The organism is Sphingomonas panaciterrae, from assembly GCF_036890205.1.
Lineage (GTDB): Bacteria > Pseudomonadota > Alphaproteobacteria > Sphingomonadales > Sphingomonadaceae > Sphingomonas > Sphingomonas panaciterrae.
In genome coordinates, this window is the sequence record NZ_JAKNQR010000007.1 from 1 (window position 1) to 11,959 (window position 11,959).

Sequence of the window (11,959 nt, forward strand, 5' to 3'; positions counted from 1 at the left end):
CGACAGGCCGCAAAAGGCACCCCAGCCGACAAGGTGCCAGATCGCCCCGTCGCGCCGCGACCGCCACGCCGCCCATAGCAGCAGCGCGGCGACCGCAAGCTCGTCCAGCGCCATCGGAACGAACCGCGCACTGCCCCCGAACCGCGCGACTTCCCCCGCGATCAGCAACGCCGCGACGCAGCAGGCCAAGATGTTCAGCATCATCATTGCCCGGCTGATAGGGGCGGCGAGCGGCGCTCGGCAACATCCGTTGGCGAAACCCGCTCGACGCCGCTGCCGACATGCGGCAGGTGATCTGCCATGAAGAGACTTGCTCCAGCGGTCCTCGCCGCATTGCTCCTCGCGCCGACCGCCGCCGTCGCTGCCGGTCAGACCACCCCCGCCGTCTCCCCGATCCTCACCACGCCGGACGCGCAGGACGTGCTGTCGTACGCCCGGCCAGAGATCGCGCGAGTGACCCATGTCGATCTCGATCTCGCGGCCGATTTCGCCAGCCAGACGATGAGCGGAACCGCCACGCTGGACGTGCTCGCCGCGCGCGGCGCGAAGGAGATCGTGCTCGATACCGACGGGCTGCAGATCGCCTCCGTGACTGACGCGAAGGGCCGCCCGCTGGCGTGGAAGGTGGGCGCTAGCGAGACGTACAAGGGGGCGCCGCTCACCATTCAGCTGAACGGCGCCAGCCGGATCGTCATCACCTATCGCTCCGCGCCCGGCGCACGCGCGCTGCAATGGCTGCCGCCGCAGCTGACCGCCGGCAAGAAGAAGCCGTATCTGTTCAGCCAGGGCCAGTCGATCAACAACCGCAGCTGGATCCCGACGCAGGACAGCCCCGGCATCCGCCAGACGTGGACGGCGAAGATCACCGTGCCGGCGGACCTCGTCGCGGTGATGAGTGGCGAGCGCCTGACCCCTGAGGGCGAACCCGCGGCAGGCGGCAAGCGCAGCTATCGCTTCGCAATGGACAAGCCGGTGCCGCCGTATCTGATCGCGGTGGCGGTGGGCGACCTCGTCTTCAAGCCCCTGGGCAAGCGTACCGGCGTCTGGACCGAGCCGTCGATGCTCGATCGCTCGGCCTATGAACTCGCCGATACCGAGAAGATGGTGGAGGCGGCGGAGGGCCTCTACGGCGCCTATCGCTGGGGACGCTACGACCTCCTCGTCCTGCCGCCGTCCTTCCCGTTCGGGGGGATGGAGAACCCGACGCTGACCTTCCTGACGCCGACGTTCCTGACCGGCGATCGCGCCAATGTCGGCCTGGTTGCGCATGAGCTGGCGCACAGTTGGTCGGGCAACCTGGTTACCAACGCTACCTGGTCGGACAGCTGGCTGAACGAGGGCTTCACCAGCTATTTCGAGAACCGGATCATGGAGCGGCTCTACGGCAAGGAGCGCGCCGATGTGGAAGCGGACCTGACCTGGGACGAGCTGGAGACGAACTTCCGCGCTGCGGGCGGCCGCACGACGCCGGGCACGCGTCTCCACGGCGATCCCGAGGGCGGGCAGGTCGATTATACCAAGGGCGCGATCTTCCTGAAGACGATCGAGGAGACGGTCGGCCGCGATCGGTGGGACGCGTATCTGCGCTCCTATTTCGATCGCCACGCCTTCCAGCCGCAAACCACGGCGGGTTTCCTCAAGGACCTGCGCGCGAACCTGATCCGCGGCGATCAGGCGCTGGAGGCGAAGCTGCAGCTCGATCGCTGGGCTTATGAGCCGGGGATGCCCGACAATGCGGTGCATGTGAAATCGCCGCAGCTGGCGGCAGTGGAGCGCGCCGCGGCGGCCTTTGCGGCGGGCGGGCCTGCCTCGGCGATCGATACGAAGGGCTGGTCGACGCAATTGTGGCAGCGCTTCATTGCCCGGCTGCCGCGCACCCTGGCGGCCGAGCGGCTCGCCGATCTCGACCGCACGTTCCACCTGTCGGAGCAGACGAACGGCTATATCCGCTCGGCTTGGCTCGAGCTGGCCATCGCCAACCGCTACGAGCCCGCGGTGCCCTCGATCGAGCAGTTCCTCACCAGCGTCGGCCGCACGTTGCTGGTCCGCCCGCTGTATCAGGGGCTGAAGGCGCAGGGTGACTGGGGGATGACGATCGCACGGCGCGTCTATGCCAAGGCGCGATCGACCTATCATCCGGTCACCGCCGGCGCGATCGACAAGGTGTTGGGCGAGTGACGGTCTGCCGCTGCGCACCCGCTTTGATATGACGGGTGTGCAGCGGCTCAATAAGGTGGCGTGGCGCGCGCGCGCTGTTCGCGGGCGGCAGCGGCCCACCAGGCGAGATCGTCGGCGAAACGCGGGAAGGCGCGTTCCAGCGAGGCGCCGCCATCGCCGGTCGGCCGGCCATCCGCATCCAGCGCACGGCCGATCGCGCCCACTGCCAAGGTGCTCGACACCACGACCATGCCCATTTCGCTGAGCGTTCCGTGCCAGGCGACGCTGGCGTGCGCGCCCGCGAGGCGCCCGGCCGAATAGCTGGCGATGGCGGCGGGGCGCCAATACCATTCCTCCAGAAAGTGATCGGTCAGGTTCTTGAGGCCGGGCTGCTGGCCCCAATTATATTCGCCCGTGACGAAGACGAAGGCATCGGCCGCGCGGATCTTGCCGGCGAGCTCTTCCATCGCCGCCGGTGCCTCGCCCGCGGGATATTCCTTGTACATGCGGTCGAGCATCGGGAGGCCGATTGCCTTGGCGTCGATCAGCTCGACGTCGGCCCCGCGCGCGGCAAAGGAGCGGACGAGATAGTCGGCGAGCCGGATGCCCTGCCGATCGGAACGGTAGGAGCCGTAGAAGATCAGAATGCGGTCAGCCAAGGCACGTCTCCCGTGAAGCGTGCACTGAATACCAGCGCTGCCCCGCGACGTCTCGATGTTTGCTTGTGACTATTGCAGCCAGGGGGCGATCAGCCCCGGATAGGGGTCGGTCGCGGTGACGCGGCCCATGGCGATCGCCTGGGCCTGCGCGCGCGACACGTCGCCGGTGAAGTTGGGCAGGACGTAAAGGTCCCGTGCCATGACCGCGGCATAGACCTGCTCGACCAGGTCGGCGACCGGCAGGCCGCTATCGACGCCGGCACGCATCACCGCCTCCAGCGCGGCGAGCACGGGATTGCCCTGGCGTGCCTTCAACTCGTCCTGAAGCGCGGCGTGGCCGGTTTTTTCAGGGAACATGATGTTGGACTGCACCACGCCCGGCATCACGATCGTCACCCCGATGTTGGGCACCCGCTGGGTCAGGAGATCAAGGTAGAGCGCCTCGGTCAAAGCGACGACGGCGTGCTTGGTCATCGAATAGGTGCAGAAGCCCGGATTGACCGTGATCCCGGCACCCGACGCGATCGTGACGACATGCGCGTCATGTCCGCCGGCGATCATCCGCGGCACGAACGCCTTGATGCCGTGGATCACCGACCGCTGATTGACGCCGATCACCCAGTCATATTGCTCCAGGCTGACCTCCCACGTCAGCCCGCTGGCGAAGACGCCGGCGTTGTTGATGAGGAGGTTGATCGCGCCAAAGCGGTCATGCGCAGCATCGGCAAGGGCAGAGACATGCGTCCAGTCCGACACGTCGGCCGGCACCACCAGCACCTCGCCATGCTGCCCGAGATCCGCCGCCGCCTCCGTCAACGCGTCGGCACGGATATCGGAGATGACGAGCCGCGCCCCGCGTGCCTGAGCGCCGCGGGCGAGCGCCAGGCCGATCCCACTGGCCGCGCCGGTGATGACCGCAACCTTGCCGTTCAGGTCGCGCATCATGCCGGCACGTCCGCGGCGTGGGCCATGAGCGTCTGGTGGATCGGCAGCAGCGCCTCTGGGTCCCAGCTGATCCGCTGCCCCACGGTGATGCCGCCATCGACCAGCTGATGCGTGCCGGTGACGAAGGCCGCATCGTCGCTGGCGAAATAGAGCGCGGCACCGGCGATATCCTCCGGCCGGCCGGGCCGGCGCAAAGGCTGCATCCGTTCGGCCGCGTCGACCAGTTCGCCCGCCATCTGGTCGGCGGCGGCGCGGCTGAGGCCGACCGACATGCCGAAGATCGGCGTGACGATGACGCCGGGGCAGATCGCATTGATGCGGATGTTGGCAGCGGCAAGTTGCGGCGCGCTGAGCTTGGTGAGGTGGATCACGCCGGCCTTGGCGACGCCATAAGCCAGCCCCCAGCCAGCCTCGAGCCCCGCAATCGAGGCGATGTTGATCACCGATCCCCCGCCGCGCGCCTGCATCAGCGGGGCGGCGTGTTTCGTGCCGAGCATGGGCGCGCGCAGCAGCAGCGCCATGGTGGAATCCCATCCCTCCACCGTCATGTCCATCGGGCCGAGCGGCGTGCCGCCGGCGCCGGCATTGTTGACCAATATGTCGAGCCCGCCGAACGCGGTGGCGGTGGCCGTCGCCGCAGCGGCAATGTCCTCCTCTCGCGTGACGTCGCAATGCTGGTAGGCCACGGCGTCGGGAAAGCGACGGGCGAGCATAGCGCCCTTTTCATCCTGGACGTCGGCGACGAGGACGCGCGCGCCCTCTGCGATGAACCGCTCGACGATCCCCAGACCGATGCCAGAACAGCCGCCGGTCACCAGCGCGACCTTTCCGGCGAGCCGCGCGGTGCCGGTAGCAACGCTCATCGGGCGGCGACTTCGGACAAGAGGGGACAGGCGGTCCCACCGCACAGCTCGAGCAGCGTCCTCATCGGCTTCCTCCCCTGCACGGCCCGGCCGGCAATTAAGTCATTCGACCTATTTTGCCGAGGGGTATGTCACGGCCCGGAGCCAAGTCAATGGCGTGCGGTGGCGAGCCATGCAGTGCCTGATCCAGTTTGGCGTCGGGAACGCGGCGGCGCCTGATGTATTCGAAAACCATGGCAGCAGCGCAAGGAAGCAGCAGCGCGGCGTTCCGGACGGGCGTCGACGATCGGGAAACAGGCGCGGGCGCGGCGGGCGATCGGCCGCTTCGGGTGGTCATTCTGGGCGGCGGGTTCGGCGGGCTGGAGGCGGCCAAGGCATTGGCAAGGGCGCCGGTGGAGGTCGTGCTGATCGACCGGCAGAACCATCATTGCTTCCAGCCGCTGCTCTACCAGGTGGCGACCGCCACGCTGACCCCGTCCGATATCGCCTGGCCGATCCGCGCGATCCTGACGGGGCAGCGCAACCTGACGGTGCTGATGGCGGAGGTGGAGGATGTGGATCCCGGCCACCGTGTCGTGCGCACCAGCGGTGGCGAATTTGCGTATGACCGGCTGATCGTCGCGACCGGCGCAACGCATGGCTATTTCGGCAACGAACATTGGGCGCCGCACGCCCCGGGGCTGAAGCGGATCGAGGATGCGACCGAAATCCGGCGCCGTATCCTGCTGGCGTTCGAACGCGCCGAACTGACGGGCGGGCGGACGGCAACGGCGGGAACCTGCACCTTCGTGGTGGTGGGTGGCGGCCCAACCGGCGTGGAGATGGCGGGAGCGATCGCCGACATGGCGCGCGAGGCCCTGCCGCGCGATTTCCGCCATGTCGACCCTGCCTTGTCGCGGGTCATCCTGGTCGAGGCGGGCGAGCGGCCGCTGGCGAGCCTGCCCGAGGAATTGAGCGAATATGCGCGCTGCGAGCTGGAGCGCCGCGGGGTCGAGGTGCTGACCGGCGAGCCCGTCAGTGACATCGGGCCGGATCATGTGACGGTGGGCGATCGGCGCATCGCGGTGGACGCGGTGATCTGGGCCGCAGGCGTGGCTGCGTCGGACGCGGCGGACTGGCTGGGAGCGGACAAGGACAAGGCGGGCCGGGTGAAGGTGGAAGCCGACCTGACCGTGCCGGGCCGGCCGGAGATCTTCGTCGTCGGCGATACCGCCGCAGCGATCACGCCGGATGGCGAGCCGGTGCCAGGGATCGCGCCCGCGGCCAAGCAGATGGGCCGCTATGCCGCGGAGGCGATCGCTGCTGAGGCGGCGGGGCGGCGCGCACCTGCGCCGTTCGCATACCGGCACCAGGGCGACCTGGCGACGATCGGGCGGAAGGCGGCGGTGGTGCATTTCCCGCGGCTGACGCTGAAGGGCTTCCCCGCCTGGGCCGTATGGGGGGTGGCGCACGTCTATTTCCTGATCGGGATGCGCAATCGGCTGGCCGTCGGGTTCAACTGGCTATGGGATTACCTGACCTTTGGCCGGCGCGCCCGGCTGATCACCGAACCCGCCGAAAGCGCGCGGCACTGGAAGGCCGAAGATCTGGACGGCGCAAGCGCGTCACCGCGCGCGGCTGTGGCGAGCCGTTAGTCGATCCAAAGCGTGTGCGCGTCGATGCGCAGCTTCAGGATCAGGCGGGCGGCGGCGGCGCGGGCGGTGAGTTCCTGCGCGCGTGCCTCGTTGGCCTGACGCTCCGCATAGAGCCGGTCGGCGAGGTCGATCGCGCCGAGCTGCTGCCCACGGGCCGCCAGCGCGGCACTGCGCTCGGCACGCTCCACCGCCGCGCCGGCCGCAAGCCAGGCGGTCTGCCGCGCGCGGAATTCGGCCACGTCGGCGGCGGCATTGCCGCTGACTTCGCGTTCCACCACCACGCGGTCGGCCTGCGCGGCCCCAGCCTCTGCTGCGGCCTGATCCGACAGCGCGCGGCGGTAGCCGCCGCCCAGCGGGAGCGAGGCGAAGAGGCCGGCCCCCTGTTCCTCGCCGCCGCGCTCGCTGAACAGGCGCACGCCGAGCGAGGGATCGGCAACGCGGTCGGCGCGGGCGCGGCGCGCCAAGATCGACTGGCGTTCGGCGGTGCCGGCGGCGGCGGCGATTTCGTGACTGCGCGCGACGATCAGCCGTTGCAGCTCCAGCAGCCCCTCCGGCGGGATGGTGGGGGCAGCCAAGGACGGGGCCTCGGTGGGCAGCGGCAGGTCGGGGAAGCGCGTTTCGAGCAACGCGCGGGCGCGATCGCGGACAGCGGCGGCCTCCGCCACTTGCGCTTCGGCCAGCGCGAGCGCGGCACTGGCCTGTTGCAGGTCAAGTTCGGCCGCGTCGCGCACCTGAACCCGGCGCTCGGTCGCTGCGACCAGCGCGCGCTGGTTCTCGACCAGTTTCGCCGCGTTGCGATGAAGGTCGGCGGCGAGCAGCCAATCGTACCAGAGCGTCGCGAGCGCCAGCGCGGCCTGATGCCGGGCATCCTCCATCCGGTTCTGCGCCACGTCGATGCCGAGCGCGCCGGCGCGGCGATCGAGCGCGGCCTTGCCGGGCAGGCGAAAGGCGCGGCTGATCGTCGCGTCATATTCGACGAAATTGCCCTCGCGATCGACGCGGCGGCGCGACAGGGTACCTTGCGCGGTGATTTCGTGCGGGCCGCGGCGAAGCGCATCGGCCTCCGCCTCCGCCGCGCCGACCCGCGCGGTCGCCGCCTCCACCCCAGGTGCATTGTCGAGCACGCGGATGACGAGATCGGAGGGCGGCAGATCGGTGGTTTGTGCGGTCGCAGGCAGCGCGGCGCCCGCCAGCAATAGCAATGCCCAATTCATGCGATCCGCCCCCCATCCAGGATAGCGACCGTATGCCAGCGGAACGGCAGGCGGCGGCGAGTGGTGGTGGCGATGTCCAGCGCCCGGGCTACCTGGTCCGCCGGGATATCGAGCGTGATGGCGACGCGCGCGAGCGCGCCGGCGACCCGCTCCACCGTGCCGGCGTCATCGAAGTCACGGCCGAGCACCGTTTCCGCGCGCTGGTGCACCGGCACATGAAGCGTATCGCGCAGGCCGGCGGCGATCGCCTCGGCATCCGCGACACCACAGGTCAGGGTAAGCAGCACCCGGCTCATGCGGACAGCTCCTGTTGGCGTTCGCCAAATCGTTCAAAGAGGATGGGAAGAAGGACGAGCGTCAGCAACGTCGAGGTGACGAGGCCGCCGATCACGACGATCGCCAGCGGGCGCTGGATCTCCGAGCCCGGCCCGGTCGCGAAGAGCAGGGGCACGAGGCCGAAGCCGGTGATGCTGGCGGTCATCATCACCGGGCGCAGCCGGCGTTCGGCGCCGGTCCGCACCGCCTGCGCCATCGGCATGCCATCGGCGCGCAGCTGGCGGAAATAGGCGACCAGGACGAGGCCGTTCAGCACCGCAATACCAAGCAGGGCGATGAAGCCAACCGAGGCGGGGACCGAGAGGTACTCGCCCGTCAGCCACAAAGCGACGATCCCTCCGACGGCGGCGAAGGGGATGTTGGCGAGGATCAGCAGCGACCCGCGCACCGATTTCAGCGTCACGAACAGGACGAGGAAGATCAGCAGCAGCGCGATCGGGATCACCGTCGCCAGCCGGGCGGAGGCGCGCTGCTGGTTTTCGAACTGCCCACCCCATTCGAGGCGATAGCCCTGCGGCAGCGGAACCTCCGCGGCGACGCGGGCACGGGCATCATCGACATAGCCGACGAGATCGCGGCCCGAGACGAACGCCTGCACCAAAGCATAGCGCGAGCCGCTTTCGTGATCGATGCGGATCGGCCCCTCGGTCTTCTCCACGCGCGCCAGATCGCTGAGCCGGGCAAGCTCGCCGCTCGGGGTCGTCACCTGCAGATCGGCGAAGCGGGTGGCGTCGTCGCGCGTGCCGTCGTTGCTGCGGATCATCACCGGAACGCGCTTCTGCCCCTCGGCGACGATGCCCGCGGGCAGCCCCTCGAGCTGAGCGCGAAGCGTGTCCTGCAGCTGGTCGATCGGCATGCCGGCGCGCCCCGCAGCGGTGCGATCGATATCGAGCTGGAGATAGTCGATATTCTCGTTGGCGACGGTCAGCACCTCGGCCGCGCCGGGGGTGGATTGCAGGACGTGCTGGATCCTTCCCGCCAGGCCGGCAAGCGTCTTCAGGTCCGGGCCGAAGATCTTGACCGCGAGGTCACCGCGCGCGCCGGTGAGCATTTCAGCGACGCGCATCTCGATCGGCTGGGTGAAGCTGGGGTCGAAGCCCGGCATCCCTTCCAGCGCGCGCCGCATTTCGGCGACGACGAACTCGCGATCGCCGCGCCATTCGCTGGCGGGCTTCAGCGTCACGAACAGGTCGGTTTCGTTGAGTCCCATCGGATCAAGGCCGATCTCGTCGGTGCCGGTGCGCGAGATGACGCCGGTGACTTCGGGTACCTTGCTGATCAGCTCACGCTCGACGCGCGAGGTGAGATCCAGCGAGCGGTCGAGGCCGACGGTCGGCAGCTTGGTGATCTGGATCACCACCGATCCTTCGTCCATCGTCGGCATGAACGTCTTGCCGACCGCGCCATAGGCAAGGCCCGCGATGACCAACCCGACGCCCGCCAAGGCATAGACCAGCTTCTTGCGCGCGAACGCGCCCGTCAGCAGGCGATGGTAGCGCGGCGCGAGCATCCGCATCACCCAAGGCTCGCCATGATGGCCGCTCTTCAGGCCGTAGGAAGCGAGCACGGGCACCAGCGTCAGCGCGAGCAGCAGCGAGCCGGCGAGCGCAAACATGATGGTGAGCGCGACGGGGGCGAAGAGCTTGCCCTCCAGCCCCTGGAGCGAGAGCAACGGGAGGAAGACGAGCGCGATGATGACGAGGCCGGCGGTCACCGGCACGACAACCTCCGCCGTCGCGCGATAGACGATGTTGAGCCGGGGGGCGTTTTCCTCGCCCCGGCGGTTCAGCCGCTCGACGATATTCTCGACCACCACGACCGCGCCATCGACCAACAGGCCGATCGCGATGGCGAGGCCGCCGAGGCTCATCAGATTGGCCGACAGCCCCATGCCGCGCATGAACAGGAAGGTGGTGAGCGCGGCCATCGGCAGCGTCGTCGCGACGATCGCCGCCGCGCGCCAGTCGCCCAGGAACAGGATGAGGAGCACGATGACCAGGATCGTCGCCTCGATCAGCGCCTTTTGCACGGTTTGCACCGCGCGACCGACAAGGTCGGAGCGATCGTAGAAGATCGTGATCTTCGTGCCCTTGGGGAAGCTGCGTTCCAGCTCCGCCAGCCGTTCGCGCGCGCCATCGACGACCTTGCGCGAATCGGCGCCGCGCAGTGCCATGACGAGGCCCTGCACCGCTTCGCCCTTGCCGTGCGCGGTCACGCCGCCGTAGCGGGTGAGCGATCCGGTGCCGACGGTGGCGACATCGCCGATCCGCACCACCCGGCCGTCGCGGGCGACGACCGCCATCTGCTCGACATCCTCGACACTCTGGATCGCGCCCACCGCGCGGACGATCAGCGCCTCCTCGCCCGCCGCGATCCGGCCGGCGCCGTCATTGCGGTTCCCGCGCATGATCGCGTTGCGCAGGTCGTCGACCGACAGGCGCGCGGCGGCGAGTGCGGCGGCATCGGGGCGGATCTCATAGGTGCGCACGAAGCCGCCGAGCGCGTTGACGTCGGCAACGCCCGGCACGGTGCGCAGCGCGGGACGGATCGTCCAGTCGAGCAGCTCCCGCTTCTCGGCCAGCGACAGCGGACCGTCGATGGTGAACATCAGCACGTCCGACAGCGGCGTGGAGATCGGCGCCATGCCGCCGGTCACGCCTTCTGGCATGTCGGCCATGACGTTGGCCAGCCGCTCGCCGACCTGCTGGCGCGCCCAATAGATGTCCGTGCCGTCGGTGAAGTCGATCGTGATGTCGGCGATGGCATATTTGGCGGTGGAGCGAAGCGTCGCCTGATTGGGCAGGCCGAGCGTTTCAAGCTCGATCGGGGCGATGACGCGGGTTTCCACCTCCTCGGGCGTCATGCCCGGCGCCTTCAGGATGATCTTGACCTGGGTCTGCGCGATATTGGGATAGGCGTCGACCGGCAGCGAGGCGTAGGCAAGCGCGCCGAGCACGCCGACCACCAGAGTCAGGCCGATGACGACCAGCCGATAGGACAGCGACCAGGCGACGAGCGATCGAAGCATCAGTTCTGCCCTGCGATCGACTTGAGCTCACTCACCCCGGCGACGGCGATCTGCTCCCCGGCGCGAAGGCCCGAGCGGACAACGATCATGCCATCGGCGCGATCGCCGGTCGCGACCGTGCGAACCACCGCGCCCTGCGGCGTGCGGACGAATACGCTGGGCTTGCCGTCGACATCGGTGACGGCAGCGGCGGGAACGGCGATCGCGCCGTCGGCCGCGGGCGCATAGAGGGTGGCGGAGACCGCACGGCCGGAAACCACCCCGGCGGTGGCGGGGACGCGCGCGCGCAACGTGGCGGAGCGGGTTTGCGGGTCGATCACGCTGCCGACGCTGGTCACCTCGCCGCGCACGTCATCGCCGCTCGCGGCGGGCACGCGCACCGACATGCCCGGGCGCACTTGGCCCAGCAGCCGTTCAGGCAGCTGCGCGGTCAACTCGTACCGCCCCTGCGCATCGATGACATAGGCGGAGGTCGCCTCGCTCACCGGGCTACCGGTGGTGATGCTGGCCGAGGTGATCTTGCCCGAGATCGGCGCGGTCAGCGTGTAGCTGCCGCGGTTGGGCGATCCGTTGACGAGGCGGACGATGCGGCGCTGTTCGTTCAGCTCCGCCTCTGCCTCGCGCAGCGCGGCGCGCGCCTCGTCAGCCCGCGATCCGGCGATGACGCCTTCACGGGCGAGCTGACCCAGGCGGCGGTCGTTGGCGCGGGCGACGGCGACGCGGGCCGACGCCTGGTCGATCCCGGCGGCAAGCGTGAACATCTCGCGCGCAGCGACGGTCGCCAGCGGCTGGCCGGCGCGCACGCTGTCGCCCTCCACCACCATCGTCCGGGTGACGACCCCCGGGATCACCGCAGCGACCGCGACGCGGGCGTTGGGCGGGGGGGCAAGCGTGGCGGGGACGGTGGCGACAGGCAGTTCGCTGACGCTTTCGACCGGGGCAAACGTGACACCAATCCGGGACAATTCGGCCGCCGACAGGGCGAGGGGGGACTTGCCAGCGGCCGCGGCGTTGCTGCTGGCGGCCTCATTGTCGCCGGCAGGTGCGGCGTCATTGCCGCCACACGCCGTAAGCGCGCCAAGCAATGCGAGAAGCAGCGGCTGTCGCCAGTTGCCGACCATGA

General features: G+C 69.2%; 10 protein-coding genes. 2 read left to right on the top strand and 8 right to left on the bottom strand.

Translation table 11 applies throughout. The features are described 5' to 3' along the window. Positions 1 to 201: hypothetical protein (locus tag L8F96_RS14565; RefSeq protein WP_334656385.1), on the bottom strand; the 201-nt coding region annotated here is incomplete at its 3' end. A 99-nt stretch (positions 202 to 300) separates the two neighbouring features. Here L8F96_RS14565 and L8F96_RS14570 point away from each other — a divergent pair. Beyond that, positions 301 to 2,178, top strand: coding sequence for a M1 family metallopeptidase (locus L8F96_RS14570; protein ID WP_334656386.1), 1,878 nt, complete (start codon positions 301 to 303; stop codon positions 2,176 to 2,178). A 47-nt stretch (positions 2,179 to 2,225) separates the two neighbouring features. Here the strand turns inward: L8F96_RS14570 and L8F96_RS14575 are convergent, their stop codons facing one another. The 3 genes from L8F96_RS14575 to L8F96_RS14585 all read right to left on the bottom strand — a co-directional run bounded on the left by L8F96_RS14575 (position 2,226) and on the right by L8F96_RS14585 (position 4,624). Further along, on the bottom strand, positions 2,226 to 2,816 hold the full coding sequence (locus L8F96_RS14575; RefSeq protein ID WP_334656387.1) for an NADPH-dependent FMN reductase: 591 nt from the start codon (positions 2,814 to 2,816) through the stop codon (positions 2,226 to 2,228). Positions 2,817 to 2,885: 69 nt separating this feature from the next. Further along, positions 2,886 to 3,761 carry an SDR family NAD(P)-dependent oxidoreductase gene (locus L8F96_RS14580; RefSeq protein ID WP_334656388.1) on the bottom strand — a complete coding sequence of 292 codons (876 nt, stop codon included), beginning with the start codon at positions 3,759 to 3,761 and terminating at the stop codon, positions 2,886 to 2,888. Continuing rightward, positions 3,758 to 4,624, bottom strand: coding sequence for an SDR family NAD(P)-dependent oxidoreductase (locus tag L8F96_RS14585; protein ID WP_334656389.1), 867 nt, complete (start codon positions 4,622 to 4,624; stop codon positions 3,758 to 3,760). Before L8F96_RS14585 ends, L8F96_RS14580 begins: the two co-directional genes overlap by 4 nt. A 218-nt stretch (positions 4,625 to 4,842) precedes the next feature. Here L8F96_RS14585 and L8F96_RS14590 point away from each other — a divergent pair, with 218 nt between their 5' ends. Next, entirely contained in the window at positions 4,843 to 6,258 is a 1,416-nt protein-coding gene (locus tag L8F96_RS14590) for an NAD(P)/FAD-dependent oxidoreductase (RefSeq protein WP_334656390.1), read from the top strand. Here the strand turns inward: L8F96_RS14590 and L8F96_RS14595 are convergent. Genes L8F96_RS14595 through L8F96_RS14610 form a run of 4 tightly spaced genes read right to left on the bottom strand, consistent with a single transcriptional unit; the run spans position 6,255 to position 11,957 of the window. After that, positions 6,255 to 7,472 carry a TolC family protein gene (locus tag L8F96_RS14595; protein WP_334656391.1) on the bottom strand — a complete coding sequence of 406 codons (1,218 nt, stop codon included), beginning with the start codon at positions 7,470 to 7,472 and terminating at the stop codon, positions 6,255 to 6,257. The genes L8F96_RS14590 and L8F96_RS14595 overlap by 4 nt on opposite strands. Beyond that, on the bottom strand, positions 7,469 to 7,768 hold the full coding sequence (locus tag L8F96_RS14600; protein WP_334656392.1) for a DUF3240 domain-containing protein: 300 nt from the start codon (positions 7,766 to 7,768) through the stop codon (positions 7,469 to 7,471). The genes L8F96_RS14595 and L8F96_RS14600 overlap by 4 nt, the downstream gene beginning before the upstream one ends. Then, positions 7,765 to 10,836, bottom strand: a complete 3,072-nt coding sequence (locus tag L8F96_RS14605) for an efflux RND transporter permease subunit (RefSeq protein WP_334656393.1) — start codon at positions 10,834 to 10,836, stop codon at positions 7,765 to 7,767. The genes L8F96_RS14600 and L8F96_RS14605 overlap by 4 nt, the downstream gene beginning before the upstream one ends. Further along, positions 10,836 to 11,957, bottom strand: coding sequence for an efflux RND transporter periplasmic adaptor subunit (locus tag L8F96_RS14610; RefSeq protein WP_334656395.1), 1,122 nt, complete (start codon positions 11,955 to 11,957; stop codon positions 10,836 to 10,838). The genes L8F96_RS14605 and L8F96_RS14610 overlap by 1 nt, the downstream gene beginning before the upstream one ends. Between the last annotated feature and the right edge of the window lie 2 nt (positions 11,958 to 11,959).